Source organism: Deltaproteobacteria bacterium HGW-Deltaproteobacteria-18 (assembly GCA_002841885.1).
Taxonomy (GTDB): Bacteria; Desulfobacterota; Desulfovibrionia; order Desulfovibrionales; family Desulfomicrobiaceae; genus Desulfomicrobium.
Genome location: PHBE01000002.1, coordinates 163,933 through 188,087, shown reverse-complemented (window position 1 = coordinate 188,087; position 24,155 = coordinate 163,933). Strand labels below are relative to the sequence as shown.

Annotated in this window: 22 protein-coding genes; 6 read left to right on the top strand and 16 right to left on the bottom strand. The window is 56.9% G+C overall.

Features of this window, described 5'->3' with window-relative positions; translation table 11 throughout:
- The first annotated feature begins 25 nt into the window (after positions 1-25).
- The 3 genes from CVU60_02250 to CVU60_02240 all read left to right on the top strand — a co-directional run bounded on the left by CVU60_02250 (position 26) and on the right by CVU60_02240 (position 2,901).
- Positions 26-1,030, top strand: a complete 1,005-nt coding sequence (locus CVU60_02250; GenBank protein ID PKN43200.1) for a C4-dicarboxylate ABC transporter substrate-binding protein — start codon at positions 26-28, stop codon at positions 1,028-1,030.
- 78 nt (positions 1,031-1,108) lie between these two features.
- Positions 1,109-1,594 (top strand): TRAP transporter small permease, encoded by a 486-nt coding sequence (locus CVU60_02245; protein PKN43199.1) that lies wholly within the window; start codon positions 1,109-1,111, stop codon positions 1,592-1,594.
- On the top strand, positions 1,591-2,901 hold the full coding sequence (locus CVU60_02240; protein PKN43198.1) for a C4-dicarboxylate ABC transporter permease: 1,311 nt from the start codon (positions 1,591-1,593) through the stop codon (positions 2,899-2,901). The genes CVU60_02245 and CVU60_02240 overlap by 4 nt, the downstream gene beginning before the upstream one ends.
- Positions 2,902-3,025: 124 nt before the next feature.
- On the opposite strand, the gene CVU60_02235 is transcribed toward CVU60_02240, so the two are convergent.
- The 13 genes from CVU60_02235 to CVU60_02175 form a co-directional block, all read right to left on the bottom strand.
- Positions 3,026-3,934 (bottom strand): hypothetical protein, encoded by a 909-nt coding sequence (locus CVU60_02235; protein PKN43197.1) that lies wholly within the window; start codon positions 3,932-3,934, stop codon positions 3,026-3,028.
- Positions 3,935-4,862: 928 nt separating this feature from the next.
- A complete protein-coding gene (locus tag CVU60_02230) occupies positions 4,863-5,102 on the bottom strand; it encodes an amphi-Trp domain-containing protein (protein ID PKN43196.1) in 240 nt (79 codons plus the stop codon).
- 121 nt (positions 5,103-5,223) lie between these two features.
- Positions 5,224-5,976, bottom strand: a complete 753-nt coding sequence (locus tag CVU60_02225) for an ABC transporter (GenBank protein ID PKN43195.1) — start codon at positions 5,974-5,976, stop codon at positions 5,224-5,226.
- Complete coding sequence (locus CVU60_02220; GenBank protein ID PKN43194.1) at positions 5,969-6,550, bottom strand: hypothetical protein; 582 nt, start codon at positions 6,548-6,550, stop codon at positions 5,969-5,971. The genes CVU60_02225 and CVU60_02220 overlap by 8 nt, the downstream gene beginning before the upstream one ends.
- The gene (mlaD, locus tag CVU60_02215; GenBank protein PKN43193.1) at positions 6,547-7,005 is read right to left on the bottom strand and encodes an outer membrane lipid asymmetry maintenance protein MlaD; all 459 of its coding nucleotides are present in this window, start codon (positions 7,003-7,005) and stop codon (positions 6,547-6,549) included. Before mlaD ends, CVU60_02220 begins: the two co-directional genes overlap by 4 nt.
- A complete protein-coding gene (locus CVU60_02210) occupies positions 7,002-8,195 on the bottom strand; it encodes a diguanylate cyclase (GenBank protein ID PKN43192.1) in 1,194 nt (397 codons plus the stop codon). Before CVU60_02210 ends, mlaD begins: the two co-directional genes overlap by 4 nt.
- Before the next feature lie 4 nt (positions 8,196-8,199).
- Complete coding sequence (locus CVU60_02205) at positions 8,200-8,991, bottom strand: ABC transporter permease (protein ID PKN43191.1); 792 nt, start codon at positions 8,989-8,991, stop codon at positions 8,200-8,202.
- The gene (locus tag CVU60_02200) at positions 8,988-9,839 is read right to left on the bottom strand and encodes a hypothetical protein (GenBank protein PKN43190.1); all 852 of its coding nucleotides are present in this window, start codon (positions 9,837-9,839) and stop codon (positions 8,988-8,990) included. The genes CVU60_02205 and CVU60_02200 overlap by 4 nt, the downstream gene beginning before the upstream one ends.
- Positions 9,836-10,708, bottom strand: coding sequence for a pyridoxamine kinase (locus CVU60_02195; GenBank protein PKN43189.1), 873 nt, complete (start codon positions 10,706-10,708; stop codon positions 9,836-9,838). Before CVU60_02195 ends, CVU60_02200 begins: the two co-directional genes overlap by 4 nt.
- 112 nt (positions 10,709-10,820) lie before the next feature.
- Positions 10,821-11,096 (bottom strand): integration host factor subunit beta, encoded by a 276-nt coding sequence (locus CVU60_02190; GenBank protein ID PKN43188.1) that lies wholly within the window; start codon positions 11,094-11,096, stop codon positions 10,821-10,823.
- Between the two features lie 429 nt (positions 11,097-11,525).
- Positions 11,526-13,340: a YgiQ family radical SAM protein gene (locus CVU60_02185; GenBank protein ID PKN43187.1), complete on the bottom strand. Its 1,815-nt coding sequence runs from the start codon at positions 13,338-13,340 to the stop codon at positions 11,526-11,528.
- A 111-nt stretch (positions 13,341-13,451) separates the two neighbouring features.
- Positions 13,452-13,991 (bottom strand): zinc resistance-associated protein, encoded by a 540-nt coding sequence (locus CVU60_02180; GenBank protein PKN43186.1) that lies wholly within the window; start codon positions 13,989-13,991, stop codon positions 13,452-13,454.
- Between the two features lie 199 nt (positions 13,992-14,190).
- Positions 14,191-14,520 carry a pyrophosphatase gene (locus CVU60_02175; protein ID PKN43185.1) on the bottom strand — a complete coding sequence of 110 codons (330 nt, stop codon included), beginning with the start codon at positions 14,518-14,520 and terminating at the stop codon, positions 14,191-14,193.
- A 188-nt stretch (positions 14,521-14,708) separates the two neighbouring features.
- Here CVU60_02175 and CVU60_02170 point away from each other — a divergent pair, with 188 nt between their 5' ends.
- Together CVU60_02170 and CVU60_02165 are read left to right on the top strand one after the other, a co-directional pair.
- Positions 14,709-16,202, top strand: coding sequence for a two-component system sensor histidine kinase ZraS (locus CVU60_02170; protein PKN43184.1), 1,494 nt, complete (start codon positions 14,709-14,711; stop codon positions 16,200-16,202).
- Positions 16,202-17,539: a two-component system response regulator gene (locus CVU60_02165; protein PKN43183.1), complete on the top strand. Its 1,338-nt coding sequence runs from the start codon at positions 16,202-16,204 to the stop codon at positions 17,537-17,539. The genes CVU60_02170 and CVU60_02165 overlap by 1 nt, the downstream gene beginning before the upstream one ends.
- Before the next feature lie 10 nt (positions 17,540-17,549).
- Here CVU60_02165 and CVU60_02160 read toward each other — a convergent pair whose 3' ends face one another.
- Entirely contained in the window at positions 17,550-18,335 is a 786-nt protein-coding gene (locus CVU60_02160) for a carbon-nitrogen hydrolase family protein (protein PKN43182.1), read from the bottom strand.
- A 303-nt stretch (positions 18,336-18,638) separates the two neighbouring features.
- On the opposite strand from CVU60_02160, the gene CVU60_02155 reads away from it, so the two are divergent.
- A complete protein-coding gene (locus tag CVU60_02155; GenBank protein ID PKN43181.1) occupies positions 18,639-19,949 on the top strand; it encodes a (Fe-S)-binding protein in 1,311 nt (436 codons plus the stop codon).
- Here CVU60_02155 and CVU60_02150 read toward each other — a convergent pair.
- Both CVU60_02150 and CVU60_02145 read right to left on the bottom strand, forming a co-directional pair.
- Positions 19,855-20,094 carry a hypothetical protein gene (locus tag CVU60_02150; protein PKN43180.1) on the bottom strand — a complete coding sequence of 80 codons (240 nt, stop codon included), beginning with the start codon at positions 20,092-20,094 and terminating at the stop codon, positions 19,855-19,857. The genes CVU60_02155 and CVU60_02150 overlap by 95 nt on opposite strands.
- 116 nt (positions 20,095-20,210) lie before the next feature.
- Positions 20,211-23,999: a diguanylate cyclase gene (locus CVU60_02145; protein ID PKN43179.1), complete on the bottom strand. Its 3,789-nt coding sequence runs from the start codon at positions 23,997-23,999 to the stop codon at positions 20,211-20,213.
- Positions 24,000-24,155: the final 156 nt, after the last annotated feature.

Below are 24,155 nucleotides of genomic sequence, written 5' to 3'. Positions count from 1 at the left end.
ACTTTTCACACGGAGGATTACTGTCATGAGGCTGTTTTTACGAGTCGCGACCCTGGCTTTCATCGTTTTGGGAATGTCGGCTCCGACCATCGCCGCAGGACCGGTCAAGCTGTCCTACAGCAATTTCTTCCCGCCGACCCACATCCAGTCGATCCTGGCCGAAGAGTGGTGCCGCGAGGTCGAGGCTCGCTCGAACGGCCAGGTCGTCATCGACTACTACCCGGCAGGAACCCTGACCAAGCCCAAGGATTGCTATGACGGCGTGGTGCAGCGCATCTCGGACATCGGTCTCTCCGCCCTCGGTTACACCAAGGGGCGTTTTCCGGTCCTGTCCGGAGTCGACCTGCCCATGGGATACACGAGCGGCGCGCAGGCCACGGCGCTGGCCAATGCCGTCTATGAGCAGTTCAAGCCCAAGGAATTTGACGACGTGCATGTCCTTTATTTTCATGCGCACGGACCGGGCAAGCTGCACACCGCAGGCAAGGCCGTGACCTCCATGGACGAGCTCAAGGGCATGAAGATCCGCGCCACCGGCAACAGCGCAAGCGTCATCTCCGCCCTGGGCGGCAGCCCGGTGGCCATGTCCATGCCCGACTCCTACCAGTCCATCCAGAAAGGCGTCGTCAACGGTGGAATCTATCCCGTCGAGACCAACAAGGGCTGGAAGATGGGCGAGGTCGTTGACTATTTGACGGATACCACCGCCGTGGCCTACACGACCACTTTTTTTGTGGTCATCAACAAGGATGCCTGGGCTTCACTCACCCCCGAGGTGCAAAAAGTGTTGACCGAGGTCAGCCGGGACTGGATTCCAAGGCATGGACAGGCCTGGGATGACAGCGACAAGGAAGGCCTGGAATTTTTCCTGGCTCAGCAGGGTAACGCCGTGGTCACCCTGGACCCGGCCGAGGCAGAGCGCTGGACCAAGGCCATGGAGCCCATCTTCGGCGAATACGAGGCCGAATGTGCCAAGGTCGGAGCGGATGGCAAGGCTGTGCTGGATTTCATGCACGCCAATCTGAGATAGCCTTCAATTTGTCGGAGAGTTGCAGGGGCAAGAGCCGCAAGGCTCCTGCCCCTGCGTCATGTAGTAGGGAGAAAGCTCGTGGAAATCGTTTCTAGGATTCTGGCGCGCATCGGAAGCATGATGCGCATCGGCGGATGCCTGTGCCTGCTGGGCATGGCGTTTCTGACCGTGGCCGACATTACCGGTCGCCTCAATCGCAGCCCCATTTTCGGCTCCGAGGAGATCGTCACCTTTCTGGCCGTTCTGGCGCTGGGGCTGTCCCTGCCGTACGCCCATAGCCACCGTTCGCACATCGGGGTGGAGGTCTTCGTGCAGCTGATGTCGACCAGGGTGCGCCGCCGGCTCAAGCTGTTTCGCGAAACCCTGTCCGTCGCCTTTTTTGCCACGGTCACGGTCATGATGTGCACGTATGCCCGGGACAAACATCTTTCCGGAGAGGTATCCATGAATCTGGGTTTGCCCGAGTACTACTTCCTGTACGCGCTCAGCGCATGCTTCGCCGTGGCCACCCTGACCATGCTCGTCGACCTGTTGCAATTCATGCTGCAATGGAGAAAATCATGAGCCCGGCCGGAATCGGATTTTTGGGCATCGCGATCATGCTCCTGCTTTTCGCCACGCGCATGCCCGTCGCCTTTGTGATGGGGGTGGTCGGTTTTGTGGGATTTTCCGTGCTGACTTCCGTTCAGGGCGGTTTGAACATGCTCAGCCGCAGCATGTACGAGGTCTTTGTCTCCTATGACCTGACGACCATCCCCCTTTTCATCCTCATGGGGCAGCTGGCCTTCAACGCCGGCATCAGCAGGCGTCTTTTTTCGACGACGTATCATTTTTTCGGGCACATTCGCGGCGGACTGGCCATGGCTACGGTCTCGGCCTGCACCGCCTTTGGCGCGGTCTGCGGGTCCAGTCCGGCTACGGCCGCGACCATGGCCACGGTGGCCATCCCGGAAATGAAGCGCTTCGGATACCGCGACCGACTGGCAGCCGGAGCGGTGGCCGCAGGCGGCGGGCTTGGGATGATCATGCCGCCGAGCGTGGTGCTGATCATCTACGGGGTGCTCACGGAGCAATCCATCGGGCGGCTTTTCGTCGCCGGCATTCTTCCCGCTTTTTTACTGACCGGGCTGTTTCTGTGCGCAATTGCTGTCACGTGCCACCGGCATCCTGATTATGGTCCCGCAGCCGAGCATTTTTCCTGGAGCAAGCGTTTCAAATCCCTGACCGGGCTCATCGACACGCTCATCATCTTCGCCGTTGTCCTGACCGGACTTTTCAAGGGCTGGTTCACCCCCACCGAAGCCGCATCCGTGGGTGCTTTCAGCGTGCTGGTGCTGGGACTGGTGCGACGGCAGCTGAACTGGCGGCTGATTTTCAAATCCCTGGAAGAGACATTGCGCACCTCGTGCATGATCCTTTTTCTGGTGGCCGGAGCCGTGGTTTTCGGGAAGTTCCTGGCCGTGACGCGCATCCCCTTCACCACGGCAAGCTACATCGGCGGCCTCGAGATTCCGGCGCTGGCGGTCATGGCCATCATCGTGCTCATCTATTTTCTCGGCGGATGCTTCATGGATTCCCTGGCCATGATCATGCTCACTGTCCCGGTCTTCTATCCCGTGGTCATGAACCTTGGCTACGATCCCATCTGGTTCGGAGTCATCATCGTGCTGATCACCGAGATGGGGGTCATCACGCCGCCCGTGGGCATCAACGTCTACGTGGTCTACGGCGTGACCACGGCCATGAAGCAGAACATCAGTCTGGAATCCATCTTTCGCGGTATTTATCCCTTCCTGGTGGCCACGATCATTGGCATCGCAATCCTGTTTTTCATCCCCCAGATCGTGACCTTCCTGCCATCGCTGATGTAAAGGGCCGGCCTGGGCAACGCATGGGCTTGAACGTTGCTTGACTGTTCAAAACTTCGAAAAGGGGTCGAAAGAAATTTCGGCCCCTTTTACGTACTATGCGCGACAAATCCCGAGCAGGTTGCGTCTAGATCGATGGTCTTGTGCGTCGTCTCTGGACAAACGCGGCGCACAGTGCTCCGACAGCCATGAGGGCGAGTGTCGACGGTTCCGGCGTAGCCACGGCCTGGAGGGGTGTCAGGCTTCTCTGGGCCGTGAGCAGTTCGGAAGATGTGAGAACGCTTTCCGGGACCAACAGTCCAAAATCAATTGTCCCTTCTGGCATGCCTTTCATATTGACGAGGAAATATTCTTCCCAGTCAAGTGACGGAATCCCTCCCTCTGTCGTCTCGCCATCGGTTTCGGCAGATTGGGGGGCATTTTTCCCTTTTCCATAGCCCGGCCTTCCGCCCCCTCCACCCCCGCCACCCCCTCCACTACCCCCGCCGCCAGCGGAAGGGCCAAAGGATGGCGCTTCGTCGAGAATAAAATCGGGGTTGCCAAGCATCCCTGAAAGGAGGAAATTGAAGTAGTAACTGGTGTCGGGTGCGATGCCGTTTTCAGGAGAGCCAGAGGTAAAGAGCTTTCCAATGCTTGCGCCTGCATCCCAGAATCCATGATTGTCAGGAGATGGTATGGTTGTTCTCATTCCAACATATGGAATGGACCATCCTGAAATATCATTGCCTTCACTGTCTGTAACATACAAATTTTCAACTGATATTTTATCTGGAAGATTAAATGCGAATGCTGTGATAAATGGGGTTACAGTGATTGTAGATGTTTCAGTTGTGACGTCAACAAGTTTGGATTTGTTTTCAATCTGAACTCTCAGAAAAAACTGTTGGTTTTTTGTATAACTATCCAACATAATTTCTGCTTTAATGTCTTCAGAATATGATCCATCTTCAATATACATTGTAAGTGCATATAATGTGCTTAATTGAAATGAAAAAAATATAATTATGCAGAGTGTGATGCGTTTCAGATTTTTCATCGGGCCACTCCCTGTAATTTAATAATTATATCAAGCTGTATGGCTATAAATTTTATTGCCAGCATTTGTTAGCGTTTTCGCTGCGTGAGCTTTTGAGGAGTGGTGGAGCGAGTGCGAAGGTGCTGCGACAAATATGTTGCTTGCGGAGTCAGCGGATTTTTTCGCATGAGTTGGGGCGGATAACGCTTATGGAGTTAGTGCCACATCGGAGTATCCCCCTGTGATCCTTGCAATTTACTTCAGGGTGTAAAGAAAACCGACACGTTAATGCCAGAAGATGTCAGTATTTCAAGTAATTATTATGTGCTTGATGCGGATGTGAGCAAAAAATGTTCCGTATTGCTTGTTCTTGTGTCAAAATTGAATGTACTTGTTAATAACAACGACATTTGAGTCTCATTCAAGGTAAAAGGTAATGATTTGTATGACAAGAATTCAATGTATTTTTTATGAGTATGCTGAATGATGCAGAATGGTTCAGGTATGTAGTGAACGTCTCGGTGGGTCGTGTCTGACAAGAAATTGGTGATTTTTTTGCGGGTGGGCCTGTTGTCACGGATGGAGCATGTATGCTGAGAGTGACGTGCCACAGGACTCGTTGTCATTTATATCGGTGAAGCGATGGCGATGTCTTTTCAAAGGTGCGCTGTGTTTCTGATATAGTTTATTATTTTCAGGTGCATGAAGTCTAATCGCCTGAAGTGAAGACCGAAAGGCGCAGACCAGATCACTGGGGCGTGTGTGAAATTTTGCGTGTCGGTTCCGCAGGAGTTGTGTCGGAATTTTTTACATGGGCTTCCACGGTTAAAGCTCTTTGTCATCCTCGCGTGCGCGCGAACCACCTTGCCTGTCACAACGCGCACGTATTGCGTAACGAGCACCTTCAGGGCATTTGTCAGGTTTTGGGATTGGGATACCCGGAGGCTGCTCAGGATTTCCAGGATATCTCGATCTCGAGTTTGGTCTTGGTCGCGCCTTCCTTTTCCTTTTGCACAACGCTGTACTCGATCTCAACATCCTTGGGCACGGTCACGGTAACGGGGCCGTCCGAGGTCTTGAATTCGAATTCGCGTTTCGACAGGCCTGCGGCGATTTCCTTGAGCAGCATCCCGGTCATGTAGGCCAGGCGCGTTTCTTCAACACAAACGAGCTTCTTCTTGTCGGACATGTTCCCTCCAAATTCTTGTCATGATTTATGGTCTATTGCTCATTTCAATCAAGATATTTAGGACCCGGGAAAGTCAAGGTCATGCCTGATGTGTGACCTCATTGTCTCATGATGTCAGCCTTCATTCCTTCTCGAGACCAAGTCTGTACTGGAAATAGACATCCTTCATGCTCGTGTAGTGATCGAAGGATTCCTCCTTGATGCTCTTGTAGGCCGGGAGGTTGGCCGAGGCCGTGTTGCCTCTGTCATGCCCGATCAGTGCATATTTTGCGCTGTCCGGAGTCACGAAGGAGAGGGGATGCACAAAGGAGTCCGCAATCGAGCCTACGGCATCGCGCAGGGTGGTCGGTCCGAGAATGGGCAGCACGAGATAGGTGCCCGAGTTCAGGCCGTAAAAGGCCAAGGTCTGGCTGAAATCCTCGGGAGAGGATTGCAGGCACGGCATGTTGTGGGTGATGTGGAAAAGCCCCCCCACGCCGAAAACTGTATTCAGGGCGAAGGATGCGGTCTCCTTGGCCATCTTGTCGAACTTGAACTGCAGGAGGGCGTTTATGAACCGCACGGGATACCCGAGGTTGCGGTAGAAATTGCCGAACCCGGCACGGATGTCCGGGGGGAAAAAACCGGTGTAGACCGTGTCGATGGGCGAGAACACGTAGGTGATGAAGCCGTCGTTGAACGAGAAGACTCCCCTGTTGATACCTTCCAGGGAGTCGGGATAGGGGCCGCTTTCTCCGCCCTCGGCGTATGTTTCCTCATATTCCTGACCTGCCGCGACGTCCTGGTTCAAAGAAGAGCTGGATTTTTTGCCGGCGCATCCCTGAAGCAGGATTATGCACAAAGTCAGGCAGAGCAGGAGAAGACGCTTATTCATTTGTTTTTTCCCTCAAGGTGGCGATGAGTTTATCGGGCGAATTGTTTTGCAGGATGCTCCGGAATTGGGAGCGGTAGTTTTTGATGAGGCTCACGTTCTCCACCGAAACGTCGTAAACCTTCCAAGATACGTCCTTTCTGATCATGTAGTAAATGATCGGAATGTTGAGACTGGGAGAAGTTATCGTGGTATGGACTTCGGCCAGGGTATCCGACTTGATGATTTCCTGGTTGTAATTCACCACCTCGTCATTGTAGGTGATGGATTTTTTGAGATAGACCTGTTTGATGAGTTTCAGGAACAGGGGTTGAAATTCCTGCTTCTGTTCGGGAGTAAAGATTTTCCAGTACTGACCAAGAGAACGCTTGGAGAGCTCTTCAGCATCAAAAAAATTGTCAACCACGGCCTCGATCTGGCGCAGTTGCTCGGTTTTGTCCGTTTCCGCCTCGTACTCCGGAGACGTGAGGATGCTAAGCACCCTGTCAATGTTGGCGCGGATGTAACTCGTCGGGTTGTCCTGCGACACGGCGGGTGCAGGAAGAAGCAGGATAAGCAAAAGAAGCAGAATTCTCATTTGTCGACACTTCCGAAAACATATTTTGAAATCATTTCCTCAATATCGAGGGCTGCCTGGGTATCCATGAGGATTTCCTTGTTTTTCAAGAGCACGTCATCGGCACCGGGTATGATGCTCACGTACTTGTCACCGATAAGTCCGCTGGTTTTTATCGCCGCCGTGGAATCAACGGGTATGCCTACGGAATTGTCAATGTTCATGGTGATCACGGCCTGGTACAGGGTCTGGTCCAGGGAGATGCTCGACACCTTGCCCACCGCCACGCCGGAAATTTCAACATTGCTGCCGGCCCTGAGTCCGTTCACGGCCGTGAACTTTGCTGTGACTTCATAGGAATCACCAGCGAAAAAAGTGGTGTTCGCAAGGGTCATGGCCAGATAGGCAGTGCAGGCGAGGCCTACGATGACAAAAAGGCCAATGGAAAGATGCAGGGAGGAATTGTTAGTCTTCATACGTACTTCTTGGATGTTGCAAGTGCTTCCTGAATGGCCGAGTAGGCGCTCAGTCCTTTGGGGACCACCGCGCCGCCGATTTCGACCTGAAGTCTGTGTTTGTGACAATATGTTTCAACGGTCAGGTTGGTGAAGTATGCTTCAAGCTGGCTTAGAAACAGATCAAGGATGGATTCGTCCTGTGTTTTTGCTGCAATAACCAGAATTTCCTTGGAAAACATGCCCGCGCAGGCACCAATGGGCAAAAAGGACCGTACGAATCTGGCCAGGTTCCTGATGAAGGCGTGGGCCAGAAGGTCGCCCTTGTAGTCCATCATGGTTCGCATGCCCAGGAGTCTGACCGTTGCCAGAACAAGCCGCTCGCTGCTCTGGCCCTCGGCCCCGAAGGCCTCGATCTTGCGCATGAGCGAGAGCCTGTTGTGCAGGCCCGTCAACTCGTCAATGAGCATTTCGTGGCCGTGGGTGTAAGTGTAGAGGCCCGGATCCGATGACTGTTCGAGAGCCACCGGCGATCCGGAAAAGATGATACGGCCCTCATCGAGAATGTTCACGGTGTGCGCGATGTAGAAGATGTCGGGGATGTCATGGGTGATGATCACTGCCGTGAAATTGAGCTCTTCATGGTAGCGGTGGATCATGGAGAAGACCGTCTTCTTGCGGATGGGGTCGAGCCCTGTGGTCGGTTCGTCGAAAAAGATGATCTCCGGTTCCGTGACCAGCGCGCGCGCCAGGGCAACTCGCTTTTGCATGCCGCCTGAAATCTGTTTCGGATACATCTGCGCCACCTCGGTCAGTTCGAGCTGTTCGATGCGGGCGCGGACCTTGTCTTCCAGATCCTTGTTCCCGAGCTTGAATTTTTCCCGCAGGGGCAGGGCGATGTTCTCGAACACGGTCATGGAATCAAAGAGCGCGTTGTTCTGAAACATGTAGCTGCAACGGTTTTTGATCGCCGAAAATTCCTTGCGGTTCATGGTCGAGTAGGGGAGCCCGTCGAAAATGATCTCGCCGCTGTCGGCAGTGATCAGCCCGATGATGTGCTTGACGAGGACGCTTTTGCCGCCGCCGCTTTTCCCGATGATGGCAGTGATCTCGTTTCGCTGGATGTCGAGGGTCGCTCCCCGCAGGATGTCCCTGCCGCCGAACGCCTTTGAAATGTTGCGCAGTTGGATGAGTGGTGTTGTGCTGCTCATGTGCTCACATCAAAAAGGACGTTATGACGTAGTCGGAGACCAATACGTAAACGCATGACTGGACAACGGCAGATGTCGTGGAGTTGCTGACGCCTTCCGCACCGGCGCTGGATTGGTTCTGGTGCGTGTAATATCCGCAGTAGCAGGATATGGTGATGACAATGAAGGCAAAGACAAAGGATTTGACGAACCCTCCAGTCACGTCGGACAGGAGCAGGCTCGACTGGATCTTGCTGAAAAAGATACCCGAGCGGGAACTCAGGAGCACGGAGGAAAAGTACCCGCCCAGAATGCCCACGCAATCGAAAATTGCGGTCAGGAGCGGAAAGCAGATCAGCGAAGCGATGATTTTGGGCGTGACCAGATAGCGGACAGGGTCCACGTCCATGGTCGAGAGGGCGTCGATCTGCTCGGAGATGCGCATGATACCTATCTCGGCGCTGATGCTCGAACCGGCCCGGCCGATGAGCATGATTGCCGTCAGCACCGGCCCGAGTTCGCGCACCAGGGAAAGGGCCACGGCCACGCCTAACATGCCCTCGGCGCTGAACTTGATCAGGGTGTAGTAGCCTTGCAGTCCAAGGACCATGCCCGTGAAGAACGCCACAAGAATAATGATGTTCAGGGATTTGAAGCCGATGAAATATATGTCGTAGAGAATCTTGGGCAGGAGCCGGCGCATGTGCACCATACCCAGGACTGCGGTGAGGGAAAAGACCCCCCACTGTCCCACGTTCTTGATGATACCAAGTGATGTTGCCCCGAGCAGTGCGGGGATGGCCAATATGTTTTTCATGCGTCCGTCATGCCGGCATGGAAGGTTTCCATGTAGTGTGCAATGGCAAAGGCCACTGCATCGCTCTTCTCCGGAGTTGTAATATATTTTTCTTCATCATCCAGAAAGGCGTCCGCAACTTTGAAGGGCATCTGTACGAATTCAAGCATGTCCCTGTCGTTGTGATCGTTGCCGATGGCCGCGATTGGAGCTCCCTGCAGATCGTGATGGTTGACGAGGTGCATTATCCCTGAGGCCTTGGAGACATTGGCGGCAAAGATTTCAATCCATACGGACTGGCCATCCAGCGGGGACGTGGCCCTGATCACGCTCAGATTTCCCAGTTCCCGGTTGATGCGGTCATGCATTGCCGCATCGCTGCCGTCAACGATAACCACGATCTGGGATGCGGCGCGCCGCATATCGGGGCAGCCTGCTTTTTCCTGGCAGTGGTCCGCATACAGGGCCAGGCGTCGATCGAAATCCGCGACGCTCTTGTGCCCCCGGTGGTATTCGAAGCGATGACTGTGCGGAAATTCTTCATGCACCATGAAGCTCAGTCCATGCCCGTGCAGGAAATGGCAGATTTCCAGCACTTCCAGGCCTGACAGGAAGGAAGAGCGCATGACCTTCTGCGTCGACCATTCCACGATCTGGTTTCCGGTCGAAAGGATCAGATACTCGGCCGGAAAATCATCCGCAAGACAGGCCTTGGCGGAATGCAGCGACCTGCCCGTCGCGACGACGCGCATGATGCCCTGATCGCCGAGACTCCTGAAGGCCCGCAGGTCTCCTTCGGTGATCCGGCCGTCCCGCAGCAGGGTCCCGTCGAGGTCGGTGACGAAAATTCCGCGATATCGGTCATTCATATCAGTTCAAAGCTGCTCATGGAAACGGGAGCGTTCAGGCTCGGGAGCACCCGTTCCAGAAACACTCCTTCGCGCTCCGGAAAATTGTGGCCAAAGGTTGCCCGGATGGCCATGGAGACGAACTGCACGGCCCGGTCCAGGGACAGGGGCAGAGAATCTCCCTGCAACAGGGAACCTGTTATCACACTGGCAAAAATATCTCCAGTGCCGGGATAACACGCAGGAATATATGGGCATGCAACCTTCCAGAAGCGGCTGACGTCCTTGTCGAAGGCTACGACCGACGTTCCCCGGCCGTGCTCCTCGGGGACGCTGGTGATGATGACGCAGCGCGGACCGAGATCTGCCAGGGCGCGGGCCCAGATCTTTATTTCCCTGGTGCCGGAAACGGCCGGGGGACCGGCCTTGCCCAGCAGCAAGGCAGCCTCGGTGATGTTCGGGGTGATTACGTCGGCGGAGGCGACAAGGCTGCGCATGCCCTCGACCATGCATCCGTCCATGGTGTCGTAAAGCCTGCCGTCATCGCCGAGTACCGGATCGACCACGACCAGGGTGGATTCGGTGCGGAAAGTTCTTATGAAATCACTGACGATGTCGATCTGTTCCGGCGAACCCAGAAATCCGGAGTAGATTCCGGCAAAAGACAGGGACAGCTGTCGCCAATGATCAATTATATAACGCATGTCCGAGGTCAGATCGCGGAAATGGAAGTTGGCGAAGCCGCCTGTGTGGGTGGAGAGGATGGCTGTGGGCAGGCTGCAAACCTGAATTCCAAGGGCTGAAAGAATGGGGATCACAGCCGAGAGTGACCCCCCTCCGAACCCGGAAAGATCATGAATAGCAGCGACGCGTTGGATCACGGAATGCAATGCCGAAGCTCCATAAAAAGACTTTCAATCCGTTCGGGACGAACCGATTGCAGCCTTTTATTAAGGTGTGCCGCGAGCAATTGCGTCAAAACGGCCCCTCATGTCAACGGTCCTAGCCGTTGAGATAGTCCAGCAGTCCCTTGCCTGCCTTGAAAAAAGGCATTTTCTTGGGCTTGACCTGCACCGATTCCCCGGTCTTGGGGTTGCGGCCGGTATATCCTTCATATTGTTTGATCTTGAAACTGCCGAACCCTCTGATTTCAATCCGGTCTCCGCGCAGCAGCGCATCGCGCATAGAGTCGAAAAAGCTGTCCACGATGGTGGACGCTTCATCGTTGGAGATCTTGATTTTTTCGGCAAGAGACTGAATAAGTTCGCTTTTGTTCATTGTTCGCTCCAGATTGCGATTCGGGAAAACTCATGATCCACTAAGGGATGGTTCATGGACGCCGGGCATTCGTTCCAGGCAGATCGGTCAATGTCCAAGCCGATGGCTCGGATCATGAGACGCTGTCCGCCATGAAAATTCAGAACTTCATAATAAAAATCAAGAACTATGGGAAGTTATTCTCTTCATGTTCTTCAAAAAAAAATCAACTTTGTCGAGGTATTTTGCCGCGATTGGTCTTCGGCCCCTGGCCCGTAAGGTTCGGGCTCACTGTAAAAATCTTCTTCTGTTTGATTTTACAGTATATTTTTGAAAAAGACAATTCTCTTCTTGAAAAGTGTGCAAGAAAAATAAAGGACACAAAAAAGTCATCCCGTCCGCGTGTGCTCCGGAAATAAGAATTTGGGATGGGCATGGCCCGTGGACCAGCTATTGTTTCTTTTTGCGGCCCGACTTTTTCTTTGCGTGTCCGGCATTTCGCGAGGGTGCTGCACATCGGTTCGCGCATTTTTTCGGACCGGGTTCGCACTTGGCATCCACGGGACGCCTGGATGATCTTTCTTCTGGAGGGAGCAGGATGCGATGCTGGCGCAGCCGTTCTTCGTCGCTGCGTGGTATATGGACGGGTTTGCCTTCCGGTGTGATGCCCGCATGATACATGGCCGTGGCCACGGCTCCGGGGATGGGGATGAAGCACTGCACCTGCCTCGGCTTCCAGCCGCGGCTGCCGAGCCACTGGGCCAGAGCGCGCATGTCGTCGTCGGTGGTGCCAGGGAAAGCGCTCATCAGGTAGGGGATGACGTATTGTTCCTTGCCCGCCTGTTTTGATTCGCGGGCGAAGATCGTCAGGAATTCCTCGAAAACGCGGTTGCCGGGCTTGCGCATCAGTCGCAGTACATGGTCGCAGACATGTTCGGGCGCGATTTTCAGCTGACCGCCCACGAATTCGCGCAGATAGCCGCCAAGGGCGGTCATGTCTTTCAGGGCAAGATCGAAACGTACTCCGCTGGCCACGCGCACTCCTCGCACCCCGGGGGTGCGGCGCAGGGTTCGCAGCAGGTCGAGATGGGCCTTCTGGTCCATGCAAAAGTGCGGGCAGACGGTTGGCGTCATGCAGCTTGCGCGCTTGCAGGGCTGGCCTTCCTTGTCGCAATACGCTCCCCACATGTTGGCGCTGGGGCCGCCGACATCGGACACATGGCCCTTGAAGTCCGGACTTGCCGCCATGCGGCGGACCTCGTCCAGGATGGAGCCTCGGCTGCGTGAGGCGATGCGTCGACCCTGATGCAACGCCAGGGTGCAGAACGAGCAACCGCCGCCGCAGCCGCGGTGGCTGGTCACGGAATCGCGGATCATCTCCTCGGCCGGGATGGTCTGTTTGTAAGAGGGATGGGCCTTGCGGGCGTAGGGCAGGGCATAGACCCTGTCCATTTCCTCCGTGGTCAGCGGCGTGGCGGGCGGCGCGACAAGGATGGAGCGGTTTGCGACGCGCTGCACAGCCCATTCCGTGCCGTCGTGGACCTGCTTTTCAAGCAGGAGCGTGCCTCGCATCAGCTCCTTTGGGTCTGCGAGCATGTCTTCATGGCTGGGAAGCTCGATTCCCGCAGGAAGATCGCCGTCGGCGACGACAGTGCCGGGGATGCCTATTATGTCCCGGCCTGCCTGCAACCGGGCCGCGATATCCATGATGGCCCGTTCACCCATGCCGTAGACCACGGCGTCGGCCTTGGCGTCGAGGAGGATGGGTTTGCGCAGGGCATCCGTCCAGAAATCGTAATGCGTGATGCGTCGCAGTGAGGCCTCGATGCCGCCCAGGATTATGGTCAAGCCAGGGAAGGCTCGGCGCAGCAGGTTGGTGTAGACGATGCATGCCCGGTTGGGCCGGGCTCCTGCCAGGCCGCCCGGCGTGTAGGCGTCTTCGGAGCGTTTTTTGCGAAAGGCCGTGTAGTGGGCCAGCATGGAGTCGATGGCTCCGGCCGAGACTCCGGCGAAAAGACGCGGGCGCCCCATGACGAGCATGTCGGCGGGATCGTCCCAGCGGGGCTGGGTGATTATGCCGGTGCGGAATCCGTGTGCCACCAGCGTCCTGCCCAGCAGGGCCATGGCAAAGGAAGGATGATCCACGTAGGCGTCACCGCTGACCAGGAGTACGTCGAGTTCGTCCCAGCCAAGCTGGTCCATCTCTTGGCGCGTCATGGGCAGGAATGAGGGCTGGGGCAGGGGTTTGCTGGAAAAAAGGCTCATGGTTCAGGGCTATAGGCTCCCTCGCCCGAGTGGGCAAGAACAAAAAAGGCGGCCCGAAGGCCGCCCTGCAGGCGAGATCGCCATTGCTGTCAAGGGATGTTCCTGTGTTTTTCAGGCGCCCGGAGTGACGGGAGCGTCGTTCGTTGCGGGAGCCATACCCCGACCCATGCCCCGACCCATGCCGCGCTGACCGCAGTCATCTTGACCGCAACCTGATCCGCCCATGCCCCGACGGTCATGCTTTCCGAAATCCATGGGCAGATCGATTCCGATTTCCTTGCTCACCCGGGCCTGCAGGGCCTCGCGCTTGGTCTGCATCTGGAGGCGCAGGTCGCTCAATTCGCCGACCAGGGCGGTGATGGTTTCGGGCTTGGTGTTGGGATTGCCGGACAGGGCTTTTAGCAGGGTGTGCTTCTCCCACATGGCGTTGCGCGTGGGAGTCGTGTCCTTGCGGTGTTCGTCCAGGATGCTTTTGAGCTGGTCCTGCTTTTCCTGGGGCAATTGCTGGATGGCAGGGTTTCTGTTCCAGCCCGGGCAATCCCCGGCTCCGCCTTTGCCGCCCATGCCGCGCATGGGGCCGGCGAAGGTCAGGGTGCTGAGTGCGATGATGCCGAAAATGGCCAGGATTGCGATGCTTGTCGTTCTTTTCATGAGATCCTCCGAATGGTTTTAAAATGCCGATTGTACCAGAGAGGATATCAAGGGCCGTGCCAGAATGGTCTTGCTTGTCCAACTACCCGATTTGTTGATCTTTTAATGTTTTTTCAGGTATTCGTTGCGATTTGGGTCGCCTTGCGGCGGATAGAACCTGACCACCTGCCCGAAGCTCCTGGTCAGAACTTGACCAGATTCAGGTCGAATACAGCTTTGGATTGTTCCTGTGGCGATTTTTGTCGCGTAGGGTTTTCTTTTCCAGATTGCGGCGCATGGCCTCCGTCAGATCGACTCCGGTCTGGTTGGCGATGCAGGTCAGCACGAACAGGACATCGGCAAGCTCGTCGCCCAGATCGTTTTTCTCGTTTTCCTTGAAACTCTGGTCTCCGTAACGACGGGTCATGATGCGGGCCACTTCCCCGACTTCTTCCATGAGAATGCCAAGGTTGGTCAGTTCGGAAAAATAGCGGACTCCAATTGTCTTTACCCAGGCATCGACATCTTCCTGCAGTTCACCGAGACTCATGATATGCTCCTTTTCGGCCTGCCTACGAAATCCTCTGCGGCGTGGCAATGCGCCCATGGTTGATGATTTTCGAAGTCCGCCATGAGGCCTCTGGAAAAAGGTCGGAAGAAGCGGTGAAAAAATTTTCATCCGGATTTGAATTGATTTATTCGGTGAAATAGCAAGGATTGTTTCCCCGTCTTGAAGAAATGATGATTTCTTGCAGCGACTTTGGCAACGGGCAGGCAGGGTATTTGCTAGATGTGGACTTCGTTGATAGTTTTCATGTTCGAGGATCACAATCAGACCGCGAGGCGTGCCGGGCATGCCTTGCTGCAAGGACGGCGCGGGCAATGAAGAGCAAGGCTCCTTTTTCGACATCCAGCTTCTGGCGACGGCGCGGCCTGGCCCTGCTCGTTCCGGCGGTACTGGCGGCCATGATCCTGATCTGGCTCGCCGTGGAGGGGCGGGCGCGGGAGCAGCGCACCATCGCCCGCATCCTGACCACCCAGGGCGAGACCCTGATCCGTTCCGTGGAGGCTGCCCGGCGGATGGGCATGCGCGGCCAGGAGGGGCGCCAGTTTCGTCTGCGCTTTCTCATGGACGAGATGATCCGGCAGGGGGACCTGCGCTTTTTGGGTCTGGTCGATGCCGCAGGGCGATTCGAGGCCTTGAGCGAGGCCGAGCCCGGAAGCGGGATCACGGCCGAGACGCTGTCCGCCTTGCCCGCATCCACCGAACCCGCGTGGACGATCATCCACCCGGGCGAAGATCCACTTTTTGTGGTCTATCGTTATTCCCGTCCACCCCGGCGGGCCATGCATGGGGGCATGGCGCACGACGCCCTGCCGAATTCAATGGAGGAGCGCACGCTCATTGCCGTGGGCCTTGACGCCTCGCTCTACCTGCGTGCCGTGCGCAAGGATGTTCTGACTCTGGCCATGGCCGGAGGTCTTGGCCTGGCCCTGACCTTTGCCGGGGCGGTCACGCTTTTCTGGCGCCGCAAGGTGGCCGGGCTTGAAAGAGAGGTGGCCCGGCAGGAACGTCTGGCCGCGCTCGGCACCCTGGCCGCCGGAGTGGCTCATGAGATCCGAAACCCCTTGAGTTCCATCAAGGGGTTTGCCACCTATTTCGGGAACAAGTTCGAGGCAGGGACGCAGGATCGGGATTTGGCCCAAGTCATGATCGGCGAGGTTGATCGTCTGAATCGTGTAGTGACCGAACTTCTTGAGTTGACTCACCCTGTACAGCCAAACCTTGTCCCCAGTTCGGTGGACACCCTGGTCCGGCATGCCTTGAAACTCGTGGAAGGAGACTGTCTCGGCAAGGGCATCACCGTGCAGACAAGGATCCCTGAGCTTGAAGCAGTGCTCCTTGACCCCGACCGCATGTTGCAAGTCCTCCTGAACCTGTTCCTGAACGCCATCCAGGCCATGCCGGGCGGCGGAGTCCTGACCGTTTCCGCGCAGCGCGTGAAGGATCGGCTTGAATTGCGGGTAGCCGACACGGGACATGGAATCCCCGCACGCGATCTGGACAGGATCTTCGAACCGTATTTCACCACCAAGAATCAGGGCACCGGCCTTGGGCTGGCAACTGTGCGAACCATGGTCGAGGCCCATGGCGGACAGGTGCGGATTGCGTCCGAACCGGGGCAGGGCACGCAGGTGGTTCTTGATATGCCTTTCAAGGGAGAAAGCTGATGGCGGCGCGAATTCTGGTTGTTGATGATGACCGGGCCCACATGACCATGCTCGTGGCCATGCTTGGCAGCTGGGGGTACGAGGTCGACACGGCGGATGACGGAGCCATGGCCGTGGCCAGGGTGCGCGAGCGCGCCTATGACGTGGTCCTGACCGACGTGCGCATGGCCGAGGTGGATGGCATCGAGGCCCTGCGGCGGATAAAGAGCTACAACCCCTATCTGCCCGTGCTGATCATGACCGCCTATTCTTCCGTGGACGTCGCGGTCCAGGCCCTGAAAGCCGGAGCGCTGGATTATCTGCACAAACCGCTTGATTTCAAGGAGCTGCGCGGCGGTCTTGAACGGGCGCTGGAGCATGGCGGGATGCATCGTTCGGAGCAGGACAGCGGCGGTGCTGCGGCTCAGGTTTCGGAGATGATCGGCGACTCGCCTCCCATGCGCGAGCTTGCGGCCATGATCCGGGCCGTAGCGCCGTCCGAAGCTTCCGTGCTGATTCTGGGCGAATCCGGCACGGGCAAGGAGCTGGTGGCCACAGCGCTGCACGAGGGGAGTCCGCGCAAAAAAAGGCCCCTGGTCACGGTCAACTGCGCGGCGTTGGCTGAAAATCTGCTCGAGAGCGAACTCTTCGGGCATGAAAAGGGCGCGTACACCGGAGCGCAACGACAGCGGGACGGACGGTTTGTGCAGGCCGACGGAGGCACGCTTTTTCTGGACGAAATCGGAGAGATGGCTCCCGCGCTGCAGGCCAAGCTTCTGCGCGCCTTGCAGCAGGGGGAGGTGCAGCGTCTTGGCAGCGACAGGTCCATCCGCGTGGACGTTCGAGTTCTCGCCGCGACCAATCGGGATCTCGAGGCGGAGGTCCGTGACGGAGGCTTCCGCGAGGATTTGTACTACCGTTTGAACGTCATCGCCCTGCGTGTCCCCGCGCTCAGGGAGAGGCCCGAGGATATCCCACTTCTGGCCCGACATTTTCTGCACCGCTTTGCCGAACGCAACCGCAAGACCTATCGCGGTTTTTCGCCCAGAGTCATGGACCTGATGCTTCATTACGACTGGCCGGGCAACGTGCGCGAACTGGAGAATGTGGTGGAGCGCGCGGTCATCCTCTCGCCCGGGGAATTTGTCACGGAGAACGACCTGCCCGCCAGCCTGCGCGGTACCGAAAAGTCGAGCACGGTTACTGCCGGCGGCCAATCACTGGAGGATGCGGAGTGCGAGGCGATTGCACGCACCCTGGAACAGGTGGGGCACAACAAGAGCGAGGCTGCGCGCGTGCTTGGGGTGACGCGGGTCACCCTGCGCAGCAAGATGAAGAAGTTCGGACTTGATTCGTGAAAGAAGCGTCCTAGTAACGGTCGGGTGCGTAGCGCCTGGCAGTCAGGCCGGTGGCCAGTTCCAATTCCAGTTGCTGGACCAGAAGCCCCGGCTGCCCGTAGGGCTGGTGAGCAAGACAGGACCCGTCAGGCGCGACCAGACTGGTGGCCGAATCCTGGTAATCAAGGGCGTAGTTCACGCTGGCGAAATAGATGCCGTTTTCAACGCTGCGGCAGACCATGGCCATCTCGTAATAGGGCCCGTCAGGATCTCCCCATTTCTGGGAAGTGCGTCCGGCCGAGTTGCTGCCCGTGCATTGGGGATGAAAGACGATCTGCGCCCCTCTGCTCGCAGACCAGCGAACGGTCTCCGGGTAGCGCCATCCCTCGTGACAGATGGCCACGCCGAACTTGACTCCGTTCATTTCAAAAATCTGCCGCCCTCTGCCGGGAATATAGATCCCTTCTTCGCCTGGATCGAGCTGTGTCTTGCACTGGCGTCCCATGATCCTTCCTTCGGGCGAAATGACCTGCACCAGGTTGTAGCGTCCCTGTTCCGAAGGCCACTCCATGGGCAGGATGACTCCTATTTCGTGGTCGGCCGAGGCTCTGCAGACCGTCTCGAGAGCATCGCGCAGTTCGGCCTGTTCACACAGGGGGATGGAAAAATGCTGTCCGCGCATTCCGGGCAGATACGCTTCGGGAAAACAGAGCAGGTCCACGTCGAAAGAGGCGGCCTGATCCATGAAATCGAGGATATTCCGGAGCGAATGCTCCAGCGACACGGGAACGGGGGCAGTAGCTAGTCCGATGCGCATTGACGGTCCTTTGATTTGTGGTGTGGACGTTCTCGTTTTGCGCGTATAGCTTGATATGTTTAAAAATTCAAGAGTTTGGAGAGGGTGTATACTTATTTATATGTATTTTCTTTTCTGATTTTTCGACTATATTGAAAAATTTTTCTCAGGCGTGATGAGTAGCCAACTTTGGCGAATTTCAAGCTGTAGCGAGTCAGTTGTCATTTTCGAAAACGAACATATAATGTTGACTTGTGAAAATATCTGCAGGATACTTTTTCAGTTGCAAAATCGTGTGCAAAATTTTTTAGGGCAGGGGTCGCCATGAGCACTTCTTCTTGTTTCATGAGTCAGGATTTGCGCTCCTTTCTGGAGCGGTTCGATTTTTCCGCATGTCTGGTCTGCGGTTCGTGCGCCAATGGATGCCCGATCACGGGTACGCCGGGCATGGCGGGATGGGACACGCGCAAGGTCATGCGTCTTTTGGCCAACGGGATGACGGATGAAGTCGTGGCTTCCAATTTTCCATGGCTTTGCACGGGTTGCGGCCGTTGCGCAGGAGTCTGCCCGGCGGGTATCGACATACCTTCCGTCATGGCCCACATGAAGAGCCTGCGCCCGCGCGAGACGGTTCCCGGATCGCTGCACAAGGGTATGGCCAACAACCTGGCCACGGGCAACAATCTGGGCATCAGCCGCGAGGACTACCTCGAAGGCATGCGCGATCTGGGCGCAGACCTGGCTGAAGAGTGTCCCGGCTTTTATGTTCCCGTTGACAAGAAGGGTGCGGACATTCTCTTTTTTCCAAATTCCAAGGAAGTGTACGGCGATTTCGAGGACCAGTTCTGGTGGTGGAAGATTTTTTACGCTGCCCGCGAAAACTGGACCGTGCCGTCCACCGGCTGGGAGGCCGTTGACTGGGCCCTCTTCACCGGCAACTACGAAGGCAATCGCGAACTTGCCCGCCGCAAGATCGAATACATGCAGTCCTGCGCCATAAAGACCATGATCATGCCAGACTGCGGTGGCGGCTCCTATGGCTGCCGCAAGGGCATGTCCGCGCTTGTGGCGGAAAACCCGGGCAATGCAGTCGATTTCGTCTATCTCTACGACTACCTTCTGAAGCTGATCCGTGAGGGCCGCATCCGCCTGGACAGGAGCGTGCACAAGGGCCGGCGCTTCACCTTTCACGATTCGTGCAAGCATGGGCGCGAATTGGCTGCGCACTACGGCAAGGGCTACTTCGACGAACCTCGCGAGATCGTGACGGCATGCGTCGATGATTTCGTGGAACTGACACCGACCCGCGAAAAGAATTTCTGCTGCGGCGCGGGCGGCGGCATGTGGCCCATGCCCTTCGAACAGGAGTCGGCTTGGCACGCGCGCTACAAATATCAGCAGATAAAGGACTCTGGAGCAGACGTGGTGGTCGTGGGCTGCTCCAACTGCCGCGACCAGATCATGCGCCGTATCCCCAAGTTCTACCCGGATTGCACCTACGAGGTGAAATACCTCTGGCAGCTGGTGGCCGAAGCCCTGGTCATCGAACCGTGGGAAGCCCAGCGGGTCGCAGCAGCACAGGCCGAGGCGCAGGAGCAATGGGCGCGGCTCGGGGTGGAGCAGCTTGAAGAGTAGCCCGGCTTGGCCGGGCACTGGCCTGTTTCTCAAACGCCCTGATCTGGTACGACATGCCGATGATCGCGGTGCCTTGAGCGCACGCGTAAATGATTTCGCTGTCTCCTGTACAAAGCCAGCCGGCAACGGGTGGCTTTTGTCGCATCAAGGGCTTGTGCTCGATAGTTATAAATACAAATATTTATGATCAAGAAGACCGAGGTCAAGAGACAGCAAAGGGGTTAAGGTCAAACGGTCTTAACCCCTCTTTCTTTTCCGATTTCAGCTCGGACCGCCCTGCAAAACCGCGGCACGAATCATGTTCCCGGCGTCGGCAGGAGCCATGGGTTTTGAGAACATGTAGCCTTGGGCGCGGTCGCAGTTGATGGATTGCAGGCGATCAAGCTGCTCCTGCGTCTCCACGCCTTCGGCGGTGACTCTGAGGCCCAGGCTGTGGGCCATGTTTACGATGGAGCGGACGATCTCGGCGTTCTCCTTGGGCGTGTCCGTGCCGCTGATGAAGGAACGGTCAATCTTGAGGATGTCCATGGGAAACTGGCGCAGATAACTGAGGGAAGAGTAGCCGGTTCCGAAATCGTCCACTGCCAGGAGCACTCCGAGTTCTTTCAAGCGGCGCAGCTTTTCCGTCGCGGCGGCGGGATCGAGGATGATGGCGCTCTCGGTGATTTCAAGCTTCAGGCGCGGCGGAACGATGTCATTCTCGCGCAGCGCTCTGGAAATCATTTCGACCAGGGTGTGCTGGGCGAACTGCTTGCACGAAAGGTTGACGCTCATGGTCAGGCCGTAGTCGGCGGCCCCGCTCTCGTCATCCCAGATTTTCAGCTGCCTGCAGGCCCCGTTGAGCACCCACTGCCCCAGGGGCACGATCAGCCCGGATTCCTCCGCCAGGGGAATGAAGCGGTCGGGCATGATCATGCCGCGTTCCGGATGGCGCCAGCGCACGAGCGCCTCGAACCCTTCGAGTTTTCCTCCCTCGACATCGAAGATCGGCTGGTAGTGGAGTTCCAGGTCATTTTCTTCGATGGCTCGCCGCAGTTCGTTCTCCATGTTGATGACCTCCAGCACTTCCTGACGCATGCGGTTGTGGAAAACGAGATGACCGCGTCCACGCTCCTTGGCCTTGTACATGGCAATATCCGCATCCCGCAGGATGTCTTCGGGCCGACCGTAGTCGCGTGTCTGCAGCACGATACCCACGCTGGCCCCGGAGACAATCTCCTTTCCGTTCCAGAGAAAGGCGCGTCGCACCTCGCTCTGGATGCGGCTGGCCACGGCGATGACCTCCTTGTTGGTTCGGAATTCTTCGAGCAGGACAGCAAACTCGTCTCCGCCCAACCTGGCCACGGTGTCCACGCTGCGCACGCAGGAATTGAGGCGTGAAGCTATTTCCACCAGCAGGGCGTCGCCGGCCTGATGCCCGAGGGAATCATTGACCCATTTGAATTTGTTCAGGTCTATAAGCATGGCGGCGAAGTGATAGTCGGGCCGTCTCTTTGTCCTTTCCACGGCGCGTCCGAGGCGTTCCTGGAACAGGGAGCGGTTCGGCAGGCCGGTCAGGGAGTCGTGGAAGGCCTGATGGGTGATCTGCCGCTCGAATTCCTTGCGCTCGGAGATATCCTGGTAGATCCAGAATATGTTGGTGATTTCGCCGCCGATGCGCACCGGATGTCCCAGAATGTTGACCGGGACGATGTCGCCCCGGCTGGTTCGCCGGAGCGTCTCCCGTTGCACCGTCTCGCCGTCGAGGATACGCTGGCGGGTGCTGTTGATCTCGGACAGCTGCTCCTCGGGCACGATGAAGAGCCTGTTGTCCTTGCCCAGAATCTCGTTGCGCCTGTAGCCGAAAAGTGTCTCGAAGCCACCGTTGACCTCGACGATGCGGCCCACGGTGTCCACCAGGGCGATAGCCAGTGGGGAATCCTCGAACAGCTGGCCAAAGAGGGCCATCTGCCGGTCCAGCGCCTGCTGCATCGCACGGCGCTGGGTGATGTCCATGACCGTGCCTTCGTAGCAGACGACGTTTCCCGCCGCGTCCTTCACTGCCCGCGCATTCTCCGAAATCCAGATGACGGAGCCGTCCTTGCGGCGTATGGCCGATTCGAAGTCGAAAATCTCATTATTTTTCCCTAGCAGCCTGGTGAACTCCTCTCTGCGCCCGGCTTCGACATAGAGCTGGCGACTGATGTCGTCGTAGTGGCGCATGAGTTCGGCCGGGCTTTCGAATCCGTAAATTCTTGCCAGCGCGGGGTTGGCCTGCAGGTACCGCCCATGAGGGGTGGTCCGGAACATTCCCTCCACGGCGTTTTCAAAGATTCCCCGGAAGTTCTCTTCGGCCTTGCGCAGTTCGTTTTCGTAGCGCTTGCGTTCGGAAATGTCGCGGAAGGTGCCGATGAAAAAGTCTCCCGTGTGTCCGCTCGACTGCGTGATCACAGCCTCGAGGGTCACCTGGGAGCCGTTGGCCCTGCGTCCCGTGATCTCTACCTGGTTGCTTGCGCGCATGGCGTGAAACAAGGAGGTTTCGTTGTTGTCGGTATCGGAAATTCTCCAGGCGGGTAGCAGGTCGGGAATGGACATCCCCTCTAGGTGCAGGGCGGGATGCCCGAAGATGAGGCTCGCTCCGGGGTTGGCGGAGATGATGCGTAGCGTGTCCGTGGTGAAGACGATGATGGCATCGGCGGCGCTCTTGACGATGGCCTCGGTCTTGGAGACGGCGTCGTGCAGGGCGTGCAGCACGTGATTGTAACGTTGGGCGATATGCCCGACCTCCGTGAAGGGTTCCTCGGGGGCGCGCAGACTGAAATCCCTGGTGACGGCCTGCCTGTCAAGCATATCGAAAAGATCATGGATGTCGGTGCGGGCCCCGTGCTCGCTGACATTAAGTCCCGTATCTTCGTCGATGGGGGCCACGCGCAGGGGAAAAATGGAATCTATGAACCTGAGCACGACAAGAGGCAGCACGAAGGCGACGGCAAAGGCGGCAAAAATGCCGACGCACTGAGCCCAGAGCTGACCGGACATGCCCAGTCCGGTATCCAGCGCCGCAGGATCGCCGAAGAAAGCCACGGCGAGGATGCCCCAGATTCCGCACCCCAGATGCACGGGTACGGCACCGACGGCGTCGTCGATACGCAGGTGCACCAACGCCATTTCGCATCCAAGACAGACCGCGCCTGCCACCAGGCCGATACAAACGGCGTCGGTATTGTCCACGGCATGGCAGCTTGCGGTTACAGCCACCAGACCGCCGAGGACGCCGTTGATGAGATACGTGATCCTTGGAGTCCGGGTGGTTAGCCAGCCCAGGAGCAGATTGGCGAACCCGCCCGCGATTCCGGCCAGTACCGTGCGTACTATGATGTGCGGGACGTCCGAGCTGAGTGCGAGAGTGGATCCGCCGTTGAATCCGAACCAGCCGAGCCAAAGCAGGAAAGCTCCGAGGACGGTCAGGGGCAGGTTGCTGGCATTGATCTCGCGCGGTGGGCCATCCGCCGGAAACCTGCCCTTGCGCGGCCCGATCACTATGAGTGCCGCCAGTGAAAGCCAGCCACCTACACCATGTACCACCATGGAGCCGGCAAAATCCACGAATCCCATTTCCCCGAGCCAGCCTGTCAATCGGCCGGAGTCCAATCCGTGCCAGGCCCAGTGGCCAAAAATCGGATATACAAAAAGGGAGAAAATGAGGGCAGTGATGAGATAGGAGGAAAAACGCATGCGTTCGGCCACGGCCCCGGAAAAAATCGTCGTGGCCGTACCGCAGAACATGACCTGGAAGAGGAAGAAGGCCGCCTTGAAGCCCGTCGCGTCCTCCAGCGTGGGAGCGAAGCCTGTGGTTAGAAAATGTCCCCACGAAATATCCCCGAACATGAAGCCGAAACCCAGCAACCAGAATACTGCCGCCGATAGTACAAAATCGGAAAAATTCTTGATGGCAACGTTAATGGAGTTTTTCGATCGGGTCATTCCCGATTCAAGACACATGAATCCCGGTTGCATCAAAAATACCAGCGAAGCCGAGATGATTATCCATAACATGTCTGTATTGTTCATTTTGTCGTTGCCTTGTCATTTTTTGGTGCTTGAAATCAGGGCCTTACGGGCGACACGTGGCCTGATTGAAAGCAAGGATAAAGCCATGGTTGATATTTTTTCGTAACATGAACGAATATATGTATAAAATATGTGATGCGCGGCCTTGCTTTACGT